The sequence below is a fragment of the Haemophilus sp. SZY H53 genome, from assembly GCF_054332375.1.
Genome location: NZ_JBTGNV010000014.1, coordinates 1 through 17,179 on the forward strand (window position 1 = coordinate 1; position 17,179 = coordinate 17,179).

Consider the following 17,179-nt stretch of genomic DNA (forward strand, 5'->3'; position numbering starts at 1 on the left):
TTTTTTATTCCTCATTATCATTTATATTCAACTGATATTCTTTTTCCTCGATAATGTTTATATCATGCTCATCATCTTCTCGAATAAAAATCCCATTATTAATATTATCAATATATTGCTCTATACTATCCCTATCTTCTTCAGTTAAATAATTTAAGTCAATAAATTTCCAAAAATTACAAATTAAATGCCCATTTACATTCTGTAATATACCTGGGGTAATAATAGCTGAAGTCTTCATTATGACAAATTACTCCCTCCTTTTTTATAGGAGCATTGGCCAAAACACCAGAGCTAAATAAAACTAATAAAATACTATATTTCCTATTTAACATTTTTATTTCTTTATCTAATATTATTCAATATTCTGTAAATAGACATTTTAGATATTTTAAAATGTCTTCCAGCTTCTACTTTGGTATTACCCATTGCTAAAAATTTATTAATTTCATCTGCTGAAGGCATATTTTTTCTTTTCCGACCAAAAACAGTACCCTTTGCCTGTGCAGCTAAACGCCCTTCCCTAGTACGCTCCAAAATACGTTCTTTTTCTTGTTCTGCAATAGCACTCAATATCGTAATAAATAAGTTAGATATTTTACTCTTAGTAGTTAATCCTTCTTTTAAGAAGGTAACATATACACCCAATTTCTCAAATTCTTTGATGAGCTGTATCATTTCAAGAGTATTTCTTCCTAATCTATCTAATCGGGTAACAACTACTTCATCGCCCTTTTCAACTTTAAGCAAAAGTAAGTTCAAACCATCACGATCAAATTGGCTTCCAGAAACTATATCACTAAAAAATCTATCTTCTCTCACACCTGAATTTAATAATTCTTTTTTCTGGAGTTCTAAAGATTGTTGGCTAGTTGATACTCTGGCATAACCAAATTTACGTCCTTCATTAATCATCACTATTTTCCCTTTTTGCGTGTGTACCAAAATAACTTTTGGTACATTATAGCAATTTTTCGTATCTTAATTAATTTTTGGTACGTTTTCTTGGTCTGAATTTTAGCGGCTAAAATATTTTAACTTTTGATACTTGCCTTTTATAGATGAAAATCCCCTCTTATGAGGGGATTTTCATTTTTTTTCTCCTTTGTTCAAAACTTAAAAATTTCGTTTTCTTAGGAAATGACCTAGACTGTTAATATAGCCATCTCCTCTATCTTCTAATGGCTCAAATTCCTCAAAATATTTCCCATTTTGTAACTTGTATAAATGGGCAAAGTATTTATCCCTTACATCAAAATGACCTAACACCCAAAATTCTTTTTCTTTTATTTGTGGATAATTTAATAGTAGCAAATTAGAATCTTCTCTAAATTCGTCCCAGTTTTTTATAAGTGATCTAATAAAATCAAAATCTTTACTTTTTATAAACTTAAATTTAAATTTCATTTAATATCCTTGTATATGTAAAACTTCAATTATTGCTTTTTTAAGCCTTTCTATAAAACAAAAGGCTCAAATATTAAGCTCAAAAAGTGAGAAATAACAATAATTGTTCCAAAGATAGTTACACCTATAATGCCTCTGGCAAATTGGTAGTCAATTTTCATATATTTAAGAATACCTAAAGACACAAGCCCTACACACATAAGCAAAAGTCCAATTCTAAAAAAAAGTACACTCATTTTTTGCTCCTTGTATATGCAAAACTTAATAGTTAATCTCTTTAATGGCTAACACTTTGTATTTCAGATAACCATATTCAATATGCGGTAAATGATGAATCATACATAAATCACCTATTTTTTGTTGAGAAATAGGAATTAAAGCCCCTTCCCATACATTTGTTTGATATGGTTCGGCTGCTATCACTATACCTTGTTCATCTGTTCTTAGCCTTGTGAAATCCTGTCCTTTGTCCTCAAGTTCAATGTAATAGCCTTTCATAAATACTCCTTTGTTCAAAACTTGATGCTATTGCTCTGTTTTTTTTAATTCAGCAAGCTCTTTTTCATATCTTGAAAGCACATCATTCAGAACTTCTTGTGAGCTGGCTTTTGTTACTCCATTCTTAATTTTCTGTATCTCAAGCTCTAAGAATGCTATACGAGTTTTTTTCTGTACGATATGAAATTCATCTAACGTAGATTGTTTAAAGTCTTCAATAGATTGTTCCGTTTTTACTATCGCAACATTGTGCTTTCTATCAAAAAAAATTTCATTAGCCATTTCATTCTCCTTTATATGTTCAAAACTTAAAGCTATTAACCTGAAACTAGGGTATCTAGGATAGGTAGAGATTCACAAAGTTAAAAACTAGTTTTATCTAAGAAAATATTACAACTAAGGCCTGTTCTCATAACATCATTAATGATTCCTTTAAAAACGACCCTATCTCCCTTATTTAATTTCTGAAGATTCATCCCTGTCTTAGGTAAAGCTAATACATTCACACTATTAGAAACAGAAAAATCTACGCTCTGTTTTCCCCATGTATTTTCTTTAACTTCATCAACTTTCCCACTCATAGATACATATGAACCAATCCATTTTTGTTTAGCTGAAATTTCATTATTTGAAAAATCATTACAAATCTTGGTAGCTGATGCGGATTGTAATTTAGGCATACTACTTTCCGATATACTTTCCATTGATTTATTAACTGATTCCAATGCTGAATTTAATTCAGCACATGAACTAATAAATAATGAAGAAAATGCTAATAATAAAAATTTTTTCTTCATACTTTTCTCCTAACGTTTAAATTTTTTTGTTTTAGTCAATTTCTGAGCTTGCAAGTCTAACCTTGTTTGAGATAGTTCCTTAACAGAAATTGGCTTAACAGGGGCTAATTGAGAAGATTCACTTAGTTTATCAATTAATAAACTATGCACATCGGATAGAGTGTTTTGTTTTAATGAAAATTTATTTAATTCTTGATCTATAACATTCTCAATGTTATTAACAGTCTCATTTAATGAGTCAAATAATTGCCCATCTCTTGAATAAATTTTCAAACGAGACACAAGGCCAGAATTAAAAATTTTTGAGGTATTTTTAGCTAAGTTAGTAGTAACTAAATCATGATGTTCTTTTGGAACATATCTAGGCTGTAACCCAGCGGATTCAAGTTCTTCAGCTCTTTTAATTGTGCTCTCCCAACTTAATTCTTTTGGGCAAGTACACACAACTACTTCAGCTTTATAACCTTTTTGAGCAAAGTTACTTAGTTCTTTAAGCGGAGTATCAACGGTTCTAAATGTACCTTCTATAACAATATTAAACCCTTGCTTAATTGCTTCATCTCTAACTCTTTCAACCATTTTACCAGCAAAAGCTCCAGTATATTTAGAAGCATCTTTGCCATATAGCTGAAAAAAATCATCATAATGTTTATGATAAGATCTAAACTCATCTCCATTAATTACAAGAACATTATCATTTAGACGTTCTTTAATTTCCATTGTAGCGAATGATTTACCAGCTCCAGGTTGTCCTCCCAATAAAACACCGATTGGCTGCTCTAATGTGAATAACGAAGAATTATTTGATAATCTTCCCCATACTTTAGGAAATTTATTATTAAGGTCGCTTTCTAGATCATATTTAGCAAGCTCTGCCAAAATATCTTCATTTGATTTCATAAGTAATCCTAAGCATAGTATTGATGAATAGGTAAATCTACATATTTATCTTTGATACTTTTCACTTTTATTGATAAACAATCAAAATCAATATTATTGTGATGAGTACTGTATAGTTTATTTCTCAAGTTCATCAAATAGTGTTGATCATCATTATCTACAGCATTTGGTTCTGTTCTTAAATCTATTGTCGCCATTGTATTAGCAACCATTTCAATTAACACATCTTTTTGCATTAAAGTACACATAATCATATTCCTCCATCTGTATCTTAATTATACACAAAATAGACAAATAGTCTATTTTTAATTTAAAGATTTTAGCGGCTAAAATTAGCACCAGATTTTACCTAGCCCCGCCTGATGACATAAAATAGCCCATGCTGCATAACTAATCTTAGCTTCTCCTTGTACCCATCTATTCACCTGCCTAGATGTAACACCTAAAAATCTAGCTGCTTCTGACTGATTCCATCCACTTCTTGCAATAACTTCTCTAATTTCTTCTGGTGTTGGCTGAGTCCATTTAATATTAGTAGTCAATGTCTCATGTCTAATCTTCATTTTATATCCTAATAATCCTCATTAATTTGGTAAACAGCATAATATTAAAAAGGTTAAAAGTCTATATTAATATAGTCTTTTAACCTTTAATCTACGCCAGAAAGAATTTCCTTAATAATAGAAATATCCTTTTTTATATAAGTATCTTAATATAAGGAATGTGATAATAAGTATCAGAAAAAATACTCCATATATAACAATACTTGAGCCATACCACTCAACTCTCATACATGGATCTAATCCCCCTCTTATTTTTCTCTCTGTATATAAAATACAATTTATAGCACCCGATTTATAAATCATAATTTTTTCAATTAGACCAAAGTAAATCCCTGTTACACACCCAAACACTAAGGCGTAATTTAATTTGTATCTATGCTCATAATTAATATTATTCTTAGTAAGAAGATATCCTCCTACTACTAAACACATAAATATAAACCAAAATATTATCTTTGGAACGAAGAAATTAATCGCTCCTAATACATTTTCTACTTCCATACATAACTCCTAAAACAAAATGGCTAAAGTGAAATACTTTAACCATCTTATCAATAAACTACACTAATCCATTTGTTGGATCTGCTTCTTTCTTATCTAGAATTTGTATGTCGCCTGTGAAGTCGTTTAATACAATTTCTGTAAGAAATTTCTTCTGTCCATCTTTTTCATACGAACGATAACTTAATTTACCAGAAATAAAAACAAATGAGCCTTTTTTAATATACTCTTTAATGAACTCTGCTTTTTTTCCTGTTACCGTAATATTATGCCATTGGGTTATATCCTTACGTTCCCCCGACTCTTTGTCTTTATAGTATTCTGTTGTCGCAACTGAAACACTTGCAACAGGCGTACCATCTGGGAAGATTCTGATTTCAGGATCTTTTCCTAAATGCCCAATAAGTTCAACTCTGTTTAAATAAGCCATAATTTTTTCTCCTATCGTTTAATTTTAGAGGTTTTAGACTGAGTTATTTTATCATTCTGCTGATTCTTATAGCTATCAATACTAGATAAAATTATGTGTTTAACTGCTTCCAATTTATGCTCACTTTCTCTGGCCAAATCATTGAAATCAGTACAAGATTTTTCTCCTATTTTCTCCTTTGGAAAAATAGGAAATACCGCAATTCCATTTACACTATCCGCAGCATTAATTGCTTTGGTTCTTCCTACGTTAGGTTTTTTTTCTAGAGTTCTATGAACATCATCATCACCAGCAATAATGATAGGCTTATCTGGATACTTCTGGTGTAATTTTTCAGCTACAGTTTTTAAATTACCACTATCAAACGCTGCAACTACAGGCCTATTACTAGCTTCTTTAAGGGTTGCAGCGGTTGCATACCCTTCAGCAATAATAATTACATCTGAAGAGTTTAAATGCTCCAGCCCCCCTACCACATGGAAATTCCCTTCTTTTTTGCCTCCAGCAGTAAACCTTTTATTTCCATCTGGATAAATCGTTTGGTTTGCCCAAATTTTACCATTTTCATCATATGCTGGAATAACTATGTTTCTGTGTTTATCTTCAAATACACCATCATGCAACTGAATACCTTTTTTAACTAAATAACTTTGATCTGCTTTTGGTTTAGATAAATTAAACATATCTTGAGATAATCTCTCAGATACTTCTTCATGCTTACGAGAAACTTCATTTTCTCTTTCTTGCAATTTTTGAGCTGATTCAGCTCTTATTTTTGCCATTTCATCTGATGAAATATGATAGCCTTTAGATTTCCAATTATGCTTTTCTCCAGTTCTAAAGTTCTGAACATAACCAGCTGGGAATCCATCCCCATGAAGAATATATGCCCCACTGAACTCTTTAGATTTATCATTTTCAGTTTGTACTCGATGTAATTTACCATCCATTATTGGATGTTCACCCGATACAACTAATCCCATATCTTTCATAAAATTAGCAAATTCTTCTCTTGGGGTTAATGCTGGATCTTGCTGTATCGGGTTATTTTCAGGAAGCCATTTTTTCAATTTATCTGAGACTTCACCAGAAACATACCAACTTTTAGCGACTTTATCCCATTTAGCTCCTAAAGATTTAGCTTCTTCTTTATCGGTATAAGGTACTGCTAAATAAGTTTTATTTGACTGATCGTTCATATTTACAGAGGCACTTTTTACATGCTCATTAGAATCATCTCTATTAAGCCATTTATTGAAAGATGATTTATCCAGGTTTCCAGGTATGTACCAGGATGATTCCTGTCTATCCCATTTAGCTCCTAAAGATTTAGCTTCCTCTTTATCTCTAAATGGCACTGAAATATACGTTTTATCATTTTGTGGAGTAGAAGATTGTGATAGCATTACTTGTTCCTCTTTTGAATTAGAAACAATTTCTGAAGAATGAATTTTGTAATAATCAAGCTTATGCCCGATGTATTCACTAATATTTTGTTTATGTGGGTTAAAATCGCCTTCATGATTACCAACATCAATTCTATCAGTAATCATACTAACTTCACCTTGAGAATTTTTACCCACAAATTCTACATAAACTTTTGCATACGTAGATATATTATCAATTTCACTTTGGGAAATATTTGAGGTAAACCACTCTTGTAATTCTGCCAAACTCTTAACAGTTGTACCATTTCCTCCAATATCAGAATGTTGTATTTTTATTTCCGATAATTCAAAACGTTCCTCTTGTTTAAGATCTAAGTTTTGCTCTTTAGTTTGAGATAAGCTCAAGACAAAATCCTTAATTTTTTCTGCATCTGATGATGCTCTAATAATTTCTGCTGGGTCTTCCTTCAAAACTTTGATCCAGCTCTGAACATAGCTAGCATGCCTATCTGTGTCATGAGGGATTCCCATCTCCATTTCAATCATCATTGATGAAATCTCGGCTCTTAATTCTTCCCTCGCATATTTTTGTGAACCAAAACTACCACTAAGATCTCTATCTAATCTCGAACTATGCCCTGTCCAATGCCCTAATTCATGTAAAGCTGTTCCATAATAAACTTCTGGCGACTTAAACTGTTCTTTAGTAGGAAGAACTATCTTATCAATCGAAGGTTGATAATAGGCTTGTTCTTGAAACTTGTGTTCTATATTAGCCCCTGAATTTTTGAGAATAGCCTCTGCTTTTTCAATACTTTCCCATATATTTCCTTGCTGTTTTTGAAGTGGAGGCAGGCCATCAATTTGTTCAGCATTAAAGACCACCGAATTAATTACTTTAGGTCTTTCAAGACGAACTTTTTCAAGCATTTCTTTTCCATTATGGTCTAATTTAGGATTTCCATCTTTATCAACTGCCACTTGCATCTCTTCAAAAATCCAATATTGGACTTTAGTTCCTTTTTCTCCTTTTTTTACTTGAGCACCAGCCTCCTGTGCTTGTTTATAAGTCATCCAGCGAGGGTCTCCATGCCCAGCTAATGCTAAATTTATTACATTAGCTCCTCTATAAGATTTACCTGTACTGACATTATAAGGTTTACCAACACCACTCCAACCTCTTTGCCAGGGAGCTACACCTTTCTCTAATTGGTCAATGAGTTTTTCTGCAACCTCTTTATAAAATGGTTTTTTTACCTCTTCCATAAATTACTCCTAGCATCTCAATTTACTCAACATTTTCCAAATCTAGTGAGCCAGCAATAATATCAGCCAACTCCATGGAGTCATCTCTGAAAGCTCCTAAGAAATCAGCTTCTTCTGGTGAAAACTCAACAATAACACCAGGAATATTAACATCCAACATTTTGGATTCAATGACATCAAGATCAATAGTCGGCTTATTGCTACTATCTGCACCAATTAGATCATTTATTAAGTTTGGCATATTAAACCTCCTCAAGGTTTTTGGTTGAAATTAGGTTTACCCATAGCATCAGGATAAATGGTTTTGCATTTAGGGTAATTTGAACAACTCCAGAAAAATAATTTAGGATTTTTTAAACTTCTTCTCCTAATCAAACCATTCCCACATACTAAACATTTATAAGGGGAAATATCTGGTTTTACATAAGAAAAATCTGGCATATTATTTTTATCAGGAAATCTAGAATCGCATCCAGTAGTCTTATAAGCATTACACGCCCAAAACAGTCCATTTTTTCCTTTTAATTGAGATAATGCAGCCCCACACTTAGGACATTTATATGCTTTTATGTGGCTCAAATTCAGTCCTTTAGACTTAACCTCTTCCACCTCATTTTTAATGAAGCTAATAACACTTTCGATCAAATCATCTTTACTTAAAGCACCTAGCTCTATCTCTTGAAATTGTTGATGCCATAAAGCCGTCATATCAGGATATTTAGCTGAATCAGGTAGTACATCATAAAAAGCTCTACCTTTTTCTGTGCTAATAACAGTTTTCCCTTTCATTACAAGGAAACCCCTCTCAAATAATCCCTTTAGTATCTCATCTCGTGTTGCTGGAGTACCAATACCTCCATGCTCACCTTCTTTTCCTTTATCTTTATCAATAAGAACTTTCTTTAAGTTGGCATCTAAGACATAATTTGCTACTCTGGTTAAATCATTTAGCAATGAATCCATCGTATATAAAGGCCTTGGTTTTGTTTCTAGTTTTTTCCAATCGGCCGACAAACACTCACCCTGGCTACCAGTTTTTAAACTACCAAAATTTAAGTCTATAATATCTTCATCATCTGATTTATCATCATTACCTACATCATTCTGATATAACGTTTTCCAACCTAGCTCTGTAGTAGTATTGCATTTAACCCCATATTCATAGCCATTTACATCTAATAATAATTTAGCCTCAATAAATTTTCTTTTTGGCCAAAATTGAGCTATATATGCTCTAGCAATTAGTAAATATATTTTTCGCTCTTCTTCAGTTAATTCAGATAAATCCACTGTACGACCAGTTGGAATAATCCCATGGTGGGCTGATATTTTAGATGAGTCAAAAGCTCGGCTTTTAATCTTTGGATTTGCTTTTTCTATAGCTAATGAAAAATCAGGGAAATTTGATTTAATAGCATTTAAGACTCTTGGGGCATCTGCATGATGCTCATCACTTAAATATTGGCAATCACTACGATTGTAAGTAATAAGTTTATATTTCTCTCTTAATTGCTGAGTAATATCTTTTACTTGATCTGGGGAATAGTTAAATTTTCTAGATGCTTCTTGCTGTAACTTGAGCAAATTGAATGGTAAAGGAGGACTTTCTTCCTTGTTTGTTTTATTAAAGGATTTAACAGTCGCATCCATATAGCAAGAATTTTCAATTATTTTAGAAACTTCTTGATAGTTAATAAGCCTACCTTTCTCATCTACACTATCAGTAGTTGAATTAATGTAATAAGCAGAAAATGTTATATCATCGAATTTAAAATCTCCGATAATCTTATAATAATACTGTTTCTGGTGTGATAAAAACTCACGATCTCTTCGAACAACCAATCCTAGTATTGGAGTTTGTACTCTTCCTACAGTGTAAAAATCTTGAGCTCCAGCCTCCTTAGCTTTAATGGTATATAATCTAGATAAATTAATACCATAGAAAAAATCCCCTACAGCCCTAGCTTCAGCTGACTCCCTTAAAAAATGATAATCTGAATTATCTTTTAGATTAGATAATACTTTTTGAACAGCCTCTATATTATTATCATTAATAAAGACCCTTTTAATCTGTTTATGTGATAAATCACCACATAAATCTAAAATTTCATCAACTAAATACTGTCCTTCAGCATCAGCATCTCCAGCATTTACAATTACATCTGCTCTTTTAACTAAAGAAATAATTGCTTTAAGCTGAATTTCCTTATCTTTTATTACCTTTTTCTTATAAGGAATCGGCACTATAGGTAAATCATCAATATCCCACTTGGCATATTTAGCATCATATTCCTCTGGTTCACATAACTCTAATAAATGTCCATAACACCATGTAACTAAATCATTACCACATTCAAAATGAGTTGCTGTTCTTTTTCCGCCTCCCAGAGCTTCTGCAATAGCCTTAGCGACCTCTGGTTTCTCAGCTATAAATACACGCATTTTATTCTCCTAAATCTAAAATTTTAGCGGCTAAAATTACCATGTGAGTATAGGTTCAAGCACACTTTCAATGTCACTCTTATTTAAAATCCCATAATATCGTCCATCAAAAGAAAGAGGGTTATTATCTGTCATAGTAAGAATCTCCCCATCAATTAAAGAATGGTTATGTAGCTCCATTACTGGTAAATTTAATTTAGGAACTTGTTTACTATATGGGTAACGTTTACCATTAATAAAAACGCCTGAAGAATCTATAGATATAATATCGCCAGCCTCTGCAACAAGAACTTTCATCATAGTGCCTAATTCACCATCGCAAAATCCCTTATTAATCCACCCCCTAGATTTAACTTCCTGGAATAACGAAGTATTAGGAGGACAAAAAGATACTATATCGCCCTTAGTGGGACGTTTATCTGTTACTTTATAAATACCAATAGGCATACTTGGTGTAGTGTTGATTCTTATTCCTATGAAATAACTCACCGACATAATAAAAAAAAGAGTTACTAAAGAAAAAATGAACCACTTACTAATCCAAATTAACTTTTTCATCATCACTTAACTCATTATTTTTAATAAGAATATCACTCATTTTGGGAGCTGGAACTTCTGCTCTTTTTTGAAAAACGGGATCTTGGAAATATAATGGTTGCTTACCATAAATGGCTGGATAGCCTGTAACAAATACCAACATATCACCAGATTCAATAATCCCTCCATCTAAATCCTTTTTAGGGCCAGGCATACGCTGCACTTCATCAGCTGTCATAAGCGGTCTTGACACTTCCTCAATGCTTCTTGATACTTGATTATCCATAACAGATATTCTTTTTCCGCTTGTTGTAATTTTTTCTTTTGTTACAGTTGTAACCCCTGTCATCTTAGATAAATATTCAGCAGTTTCTAATCTATTTGGTTGATACGCTATTTGAACATGGCAATTTGATGTAATACTCTCTTCTGGGCCATATCCAGTTTCTCTACTTCTTAATTGCGTGGTATCTTGGCAAATTAAATAGGCTTTAATCCCATAACCAGCTAAAAATGCTAAAGACTCTTGTAGTATTTCTAATTTTCCTAGGCTAGGGAACTCATCCAGCATCATTAATAAACGATGTTTATAGTTTGCTACAGCTCTTCCCTTTTTAAATTCCATATCAGCAGCATTCAATCTAATTACCATATTAACTATTATTCTCATTAATGGTTTTAGTCTCTCTTTATCTACAGGTTGAGCTATTGCATATAAAGAAACAGGTTCAGAAAAGTTCATTAGTTGTTTTAATCTGAAATCAGATTTATTTGTGTTTTTTGCCACAATAGGATCTCTATAAAGAGATAGATAGGTTTTTAGTGTTGATAATACTGAACCACCTTCTTCTTCTGGCTTATCCAACATATCTTTGCCAGCAGCAGAAACTACTGGATGGGCTTTAAGATTATCAATATGTAAATTGTGTAACATCTCATTCCACAATGCTGTCATTGCTTTTTTTTCATCTTCTGAAGCATATTTAGGGTCAGCTAATAATGCATCAATTCCAGCTAAACTTGCTGTAACAGAATTATCTACTCGAGCTTTATAAATTACATGTAGGATTAATCCAACTAAAAGCATATACGATGTTTTTTGCCAATGATCCTTTAATCCTTTTCCATCTGGATCAACAACCAAAGTAGCTAGATTCTGAACGTCTGCAATTTCATATTCACTATCAACTCGGATTTCATCAATAGGATTCCATCTAGCACACCCTTGTAATGCTGCTGGTTCAAATCTCAAAATTTTATTATTTCCATAATTCTTTCTCCATCCTGATGTTAGGGCGTACAATTCCCCTTTTAAATCACTTATAAAAGCTGAATGAGGCCAACTTAACAAAGTAGGCAACACTAAACCAACACCTTTACCAGAACGAGTAGGAGCAAATGTTAGAACATGTTCTGGGCCATTATGTCTTAAATAATGAAAATTACCTTTCTCATCTTTCCAACCTCCTACATAAACTCCATCTCCCTCCAATAATCCAGCTGACTTAATATCTTTTTCTGATGCCCATTCAGCTGAACCATGTAAAAACTCATTAGCTTTAGCCTTAGAAGAATTACTTTGTGCAACTGCATATATTGCTAGAAAAATAACCAAAATTACTGTTGTTAAAAATCCTATTGAAATACTTTGCATAAATAGGTTTTTATATGATTCATTCCAGGCAAAATACCAATCAATAATCTTATGTGGAGAATAAAATCCGCTGATATTAGCTCCTAAAATAGGCTGAAACCCAAATTTATAAGCTGCCCATTGGGTAGCAGCCGAAAAGCCTAGAATTATAGAAGACAAGAATAATATCGAACGTTGAACTACATAACTATTCTTTCTATCATTATGCTTTCTATTCCCTATCTGGTTATTTAGAGTTCTATTTTTACTCATTATTTTTTCCCTCTTTTACTTGCTTTCGATGGTTGTTTGAGTGTTATTTTTCCTTGAGAATCAAGATTAACAGTTGATTGTAAACTAGCTTTTTTAAGTTGCGTTATTTCATGCTGGGATGCATCTTTAACATAAACAGCATCATCTCCTATTTTTTGGAGTAGAACCAAATTTTGGTTGTTTACCTTGCGTAAACCAACAAACTTAAAATCACCATTAACATCATTATTATACACCATATGTTTCGATATATCGAACACCTGATCAAAATGTTCTCTCTTACTGTTTCTTTCTGATACATAAGCTAAAATAGCTTCTCTTTTATCCTGACTTAATCCACTGAAATATGTCGCCCATCGCATTCTTTCATTACTGATGCTTGTTGCTCTGTCCATATGATTATATGCATCATTCTGCAATAGCACTTCGTTTCGTTGTTTGAGTGATGCCACATTGCCAGCGGACAATCTTGGCACACTGTGTACTCCTTCGGACGGTGTTCTTGAGGCAAACTCGCTAATGTTGGACTGAGCATATAAGAATGGCTCATTTCGCTTAACATCTCTACTGAAGGATTCAACTCCACTTGATGCTCTGCTTGCTGTACTTCCGCTAAAAGTTGCTCTGCTGCTAACTGAGCTTCCATCTCTAGCTCTGCTATTTCTTCTGGAGTCATGTCCTGATCTAGAACCCCCATCCCCATATCGATGCTTTCTTCCGTTTTGTTCATGATTAATAAATTCCTTCAAGAGTATTTGTCTATGTCTTTCCATTCCAGCATTCTCAAATTGGATATTCAATTTAGATTTTGCTGCTACCCTAACTATTTGCTGTTTAAATAAATCATCTCCTTCAATTTTCAATTTATTCCCATATTTTTTTTGAGCTAGTTTTAATGCTTCTAATATACTTTCATCATTACTTTTTTGGGTTATATCTATGCGTTTTCCAACATCTCTAATACCAGGAGTCTTTAAAATAAATGAACCTCTCCTAGTTATAGAATCAATATTAGTGCTTAATGATGAATCAAATTTATACTCTCCATTACCTTGAATAGATTGTTTGCTCTTTCTAAAATTCTGTTGTTGTAAAACTTCTGCTGCTAATTCATTTCCATTCATAGCCTCTTTCTTTAGCCAATCATTCCAAATTAAAGGTCTTGTTTTCGAATATAAAGAATCCCGATTAGCTTTGTATTCAGAGTTTATCTCTTTCAATTTCTTTTTTAGTTCAAAAGAAATTGCAGCATATGCTATTTTTTTAGAAATCCCTCGAGTTAAATTTTTTATAACATCTCTTTTGAATTTTGCTGACATTTTAGCGGCTAAAATCCTCTTATCATGAACATCTTTAAGTTTCTTAAATTTATCTTTTCGCTGGATAGAAAACTGCCTACGCTCATTCAAATAAGTGGAATATAATTCCGTTGTATCTATTTTTCCCTTATAGACAGGCTCTTTTTGATAAGAGCGTTTAGGCTTATTATCATTAAAAAAATCTTCAGAAAGAGTAAATTTACCAAATCTATTTTCTAAAGAAGGTTTAGATAAACTTCTATCAACCGAACTAGCTTTAACTTCAAAATTACTAGATCTATCTCCAATAACAAATCCATTTCCTTTTACTCTAATATAAAGATTCGATTCTCTGAGTACTTTATTTAATTCATCCCAACTTTTGGCTTGATTAAGTTCTTCTAGGCATTCTCTCTTAATCCAGCCGACCATACTTTCAAGCCCTGAAAATCTCTCCATATCTTGAGCTCTATTTTGGGAGTGTGTTTTTACATTAATGTGATTCGTTCTCTCAAGATCATGCTGCTGCTCAACTAAGGTACATACCGAAGATAAAATTTTATAATCATTAAAAGGTTCATAGCTATTGTATGTTTTAGGATGTATTTTATTGATAGCTATATGCATATGTAAGTTATCTGTATCAGTATGAATAGCACTGATCCTCTGGTGTTCTCCATATCCTAAAGCCTTACAGAATCTATCTTCTATCTCATAAAGTTGTTTATGAGTTAGCATTTCACCAGAAGGGAAAGAAAGTAACAAATGATAAGTTTTATCAGATGTACTTCTAGTATTTTTATTTTGTGTTGCTTGAATTTCTTGTTTAGCCCATTCGATATTATCTGATATACAATTTGTAATACGAACATCACCTACTCTATGCTCTTTATTCTGAGTATCAGAAATATAATTAGCTAATCTAGAAAAACTAGATTTGCTCACTGTTTGCATAAGTATCTTTCTTGCAATCATTTATTAGCCTTACTATTTACATCACTGACGATACTTAACATAGAGATCTGCAATTCGCCAATTTTATCAATCAACTCATCTATTTTATTCGCAACATCCTTATCACCATATAAAGACATCTTTTCAGGATTCTTTAGTGCTAAGGCCATTAAATTCCCCAATCTCGATTGAGCGGAATTAATTTTAGCTAACTCTAAAATAGCATCTTGATCCAGCATGCTTGTTGGCCTAAATCCTAAACCTAAGTTTCTTAGAAATGTAGAATCTGTTAAACCTAAAGATCTTGCTCTATTTTTTATTTCAAACTTGTCTTCTGGAGATACATATACCTTTATATATACCTTTCTCACTTTATTATTTTCTTTCATATTTCTCATTCTTATTAAGGCGGTAGCCGTTAGCCTCGCAGAGCAAGATAAGGACTTGAGCTTTAGCGAATACGTCCGAGTAAACTAAACATACTTTGTAAAAAGTAGGTCTAGTTTACATATCTTGCCCACTTTTTTTAGTATAACTCCAGAAGAAAAAAAATCAAAATTTTGTATAAGTATAGTTTTTTTTGATTGAAAATAGTTTTTTTATGTGTAAAAAGGTGTAAAATTTGTTTTATCTGATGTTATATAAGTTTTAAAATTGTTTTATTTAGTGTTATCGAGCAAGAAACATACACTTTAGCGGCTAAAATTATGAATGAAAAAGAATTTATATCGGAGTTAGCTAATACTAAGTCCAATCAAAAAAAACTAAAATCTAGATATATTATTCTGGCGTACAAGAAACATATATCTTTAGCATTAAAAGATGGATATACCTTTACAGATATTTTTAATCTATTAAAAGATAAAGGATTATATCCTTATAGTTATAATGCTTTTGTTAGAGCTCTTAGGCTAATTATGGATGAGCCTATAGCCAATATTCATTCCGATGAGTTTTCAGATAAAGATTCAAAAACAAATCAAGTCAAAACTGAAGATGGAAACACCTTTAATTTTGATCCCAAAGTAAAAAATACTAGCGAATTAATATAGGAGTATAACCATGGCAAAAATCCATTTTATCTTGCAAGGCAAAGGCGGTGTTGGTAAATCTATGATATCGAGCCTCTTAGCTCAATATAAGTTAGATCAAGGTGAGAGCATCACATGTATTGATACAGATCCAGTAAATGCCTCATTTAATGCTTACAAAGCATTAAATGTTACTCATTTAGAATTATTAGAAGATGAGCAAATTAACACTCGAAACTTCGATAAGTTAATTGAAATAATCAGTAGTGTTGAACATGATGTAATAATTGATAATGGAGCATCCACTTTCTTCCCTCTATCTCATTATCTTATTTCTAATGAGATACCAGCATTATTAGAATCAATGGGGCATCAAACTGTAATTCATACTGTCATCACTGCTGGTCAAGCATTACTAGATACATTAAATGGACTAAATTCATTGGTAAAAAGTTTTGGTGAGAACTCTGAATTTGTTGTATGGCTAAATCCTTTCTGGGGTAACATCGAATATAACGGAAAATCATTTACAGAAATGGCTGTTTATAAAAATAATAAGAGCTCAATAAATACGATTATTGAACTACCAAAATTAGCACAAGATACTTTTGGTCTTGATTTATCTGAAATGTTAAAAAACAAGCAGACTTTTGCTGAAGGTATATCAGATGAATCTAATTCAATTATGACAAGACAAAGATTAAAAATTATTAAATCTAAAATAGACGCTTTATTGAATCAAGCTGGGGTATAACTATGAGTATAGAAATAGAATCAGATGATTTACAAGAATTAGAAAATCTTCTATCAGAAATAGCAAGGAAAAATGGAGTTGTCGTAGGTAAGGATGATCCTATAGCGATAGCTTTTATTTTTAATCAATATCTACTAAAACAAACAAAAAATAATCAAAATCTTCTTATTCAAAATCTTAAATCAGATATTGAAGAAATTATACTTAAAGCCCTTCATAGTAGTAATTTACTTATAGAAAATTCTCAGAATACATCTTTAAGACTAGTAAATGAGCACATATCTAAATCGAAAACAGCTATATCAAATGTAATAGGAGAAGCTAGTGAGGAATTTAACTCTAAAAATGAAAAATCAATAGAAGAGATAGAGCTAACTATATCAGAAACGTTGGGAAAAATGGCCTCTATCAAAAATGCCTTATACATTCTTTCTGGAGTAAATATAATTATCGTTCTACTCACTATCTTTGGAAATTTCATAAAATAGTTATAGATAATAAAAGCCT

Annotated in this window: 22 protein-coding genes; 3 read left to right on the forward strand and 19 right to left on the reverse strand. The window is 32.0% G+C overall.

The window, feature by feature from the left end; translation table 11 throughout:
- Positions 1–4 precede the first annotated feature (4 nt).
- From ACXVWB_RS10600 to ACXVWB_RS10690, 19 genes are all read right to left on the reverse strand, one after another.
- Positions 5–241, reverse strand: coding sequence for a hypothetical protein (locus ACXVWB_RS10600; RefSeq protein ID WP_197563653.1), 237 nt, complete (start codon positions 239–241; stop codon positions 5–7).
- Between the two features lie 104 nt (positions 242–345).
- Positions 346–915, reverse strand: coding sequence for a recombinase family protein (locus ACXVWB_RS10605; RefSeq protein ID WP_197563655.1), 570 nt, complete (start codon positions 913–915; stop codon positions 346–348).
- 201 nt (positions 916–1,116) lie between these two features.
- On the reverse strand, positions 1,117–1,407 hold the full coding sequence (locus tag ACXVWB_RS10610) for a hypothetical protein (RefSeq protein WP_458472919.1): 291 nt from the start codon (positions 1,405–1,407) through the stop codon (positions 1,117–1,119).
- Positions 1,408–1,457: 50 nt separating this feature from the next.
- Complete coding sequence (locus ACXVWB_RS10615; protein ID WP_458472920.1) at positions 1,458–1,643, reverse strand: hypothetical protein; 186 nt, start codon at positions 1,641–1,643, stop codon at positions 1,458–1,460.
- A gap of 25 nt (positions 1,644–1,668) precedes the next feature.
- Positions 1,669–1,905: a hypothetical protein gene (locus ACXVWB_RS10620; protein ID WP_458472921.1), complete on the reverse strand. Its 237-nt coding sequence runs from the start codon at positions 1,903–1,905 to the stop codon at positions 1,669–1,671.
- Between the two features lie 27 nt (positions 1,906–1,932).
- Positions 1,933–2,187, reverse strand: coding sequence for a hypothetical protein (locus tag ACXVWB_RS10625; RefSeq protein WP_197563661.1), 255 nt, complete (start codon positions 2,185–2,187; stop codon positions 1,933–1,935).
- 80 nt (positions 2,188–2,267) lie between these two features.
- A complete protein-coding gene (locus ACXVWB_RS10630; RefSeq protein ID WP_458472922.1) occupies positions 2,268–2,702 on the reverse strand; it encodes an OB-fold protein in 435 nt (144 codons plus the stop codon).
- Positions 2,703–2,711: 9 nt separating this feature from the next.
- The gene (locus ACXVWB_RS10635) at positions 2,712–3,602 is read right to left on the reverse strand and encodes a zeta toxin family protein (protein WP_197563665.1); all 891 of its coding nucleotides are present in this window, start codon (positions 3,600–3,602) and stop codon (positions 2,712–2,714) included.
- 8 nt (positions 3,603–3,610) lie between these two features.
- A complete protein-coding gene (locus ACXVWB_RS10640) occupies positions 3,611–3,850 on the reverse strand; it encodes a hypothetical protein (RefSeq protein ID WP_197563667.1) in 240 nt (79 codons plus the stop codon).
- Positions 3,851–3,934: 84 nt separating this feature from the next.
- Positions 3,935–4,165: a helix-turn-helix domain-containing protein gene (locus ACXVWB_RS10645; RefSeq protein ID WP_197563587.1), complete on the reverse strand. Its 231-nt coding sequence runs from the start codon at positions 4,163–4,165 to the stop codon at positions 3,935–3,937.
- Between the two features lie 111 nt (positions 4,166–4,276).
- Positions 4,277–4,666, reverse strand: a complete 390-nt coding sequence (locus ACXVWB_RS10650; protein ID WP_197563589.1) for a hypothetical protein — start codon at positions 4,664–4,666, stop codon at positions 4,277–4,279.
- Positions 4,667–4,724: 58 nt separating this feature from the next.
- On the reverse strand, positions 4,725–5,096 hold the full coding sequence (locus ACXVWB_RS10655; RefSeq protein WP_197563591.1) for a single-stranded DNA-binding protein: 372 nt from the start codon (positions 5,094–5,096) through the stop codon (positions 4,725–4,727).
- 11 nt (positions 5,097–5,107) lie between these two features.
- The gene (locus tag ACXVWB_RS10660; RefSeq protein ID WP_458472923.1) at positions 5,108–7,750 is read right to left on the reverse strand and encodes a zincin-like metallopeptidase domain-containing protein; all 2,643 of its coding nucleotides are present in this window, start codon (positions 7,748–7,750) and stop codon (positions 5,108–5,110) included.
- A gap of 22 nt (positions 7,751–7,772) precedes the next feature.
- Positions 7,773–7,991, reverse strand: coding sequence for a hypothetical protein (locus ACXVWB_RS10665; protein WP_458472924.1), 219 nt, complete (start codon positions 7,989–7,991; stop codon positions 7,773–7,775).
- Positions 7,992–8,002: 11 nt separating this feature from the next.
- Positions 8,003–10,192 carry a DNA topoisomerase 3 gene (locus ACXVWB_RS10670; protein ID WP_197563597.1) on the reverse strand — a complete coding sequence of 730 codons (2,190 nt, stop codon included), beginning with the start codon at positions 10,190–10,192 and terminating at the stop codon, positions 8,003–8,005.
- Between the two features lie 36 nt (positions 10,193–10,228).
- Positions 10,229–10,753 carry a conjugative transfer signal peptidase TraF gene (traF, locus tag ACXVWB_RS10675; RefSeq protein WP_197563599.1) on the reverse strand — a complete coding sequence of 175 codons (525 nt, stop codon included), beginning with the start codon at positions 10,751–10,753 and terminating at the stop codon, positions 10,229–10,231.
- The gene (locus tag ACXVWB_RS10680; protein ID WP_197563601.1) at positions 10,728–12,635 is read right to left on the reverse strand and encodes a type IV secretory system conjugative DNA transfer family protein; all 1,908 of its coding nucleotides are present in this window, start codon (positions 12,633–12,635) and stop codon (positions 10,728–10,730) included. Before ACXVWB_RS10680 ends, traF begins: the two co-directional genes overlap by 26 nt.
- Positions 12,635–14,887: a TraI/MobA(P) family conjugative relaxase gene (gene traI / locus ACXVWB_RS10685; protein ID WP_458485380.1), complete on the reverse strand. Its 2,253-nt coding sequence runs from the start codon at positions 14,885–14,887 to the stop codon at positions 12,635–12,637. Before traI ends, ACXVWB_RS10680 begins: the two co-directional genes overlap by 1 nt.
- 17 nt (positions 14,888–14,904) lie before the next feature.
- A complete protein-coding gene (locus tag ACXVWB_RS10690) occupies positions 14,905–15,276 on the reverse strand; it encodes a plasmid mobilization protein (protein WP_197563605.1) in 372 nt (123 codons plus the stop codon).
- A gap of 318 nt (positions 15,277–15,594) precedes the next feature.
- Here ACXVWB_RS10690 and ACXVWB_RS10695 point away from each other — a divergent pair, with 318 nt between their 5' ends.
- The 3 genes from ACXVWB_RS10695 to ACXVWB_RS10705 are packed head-to-tail and all read left to right on the forward strand — an operon-like array spanning position 15,595 to position 17,160.
- Entirely contained in the window at positions 15,595–15,939 is a 345-nt protein-coding gene (locus ACXVWB_RS10695; protein WP_197563607.1) for a TraK family protein, read from the forward strand.
- A 10-nt stretch (positions 15,940–15,949) separates the two neighbouring features.
- On the forward strand, positions 15,950–16,672 hold the full coding sequence (locus tag ACXVWB_RS10700; RefSeq protein ID WP_197563609.1) for a nucleotide-binding protein: 723 nt from the start codon (positions 15,950–15,952) through the stop codon (positions 16,670–16,672).
- A gap of 2 nt (positions 16,673–16,674) precedes the next feature.
- Complete coding sequence (locus ACXVWB_RS10705; protein WP_458472926.1) at positions 16,675–17,160, forward strand: hypothetical protein; 486 nt, start codon at positions 16,675–16,677, stop codon at positions 17,158–17,160.
- Positions 17,161–17,179 lie beyond the last annotated feature (19 nt).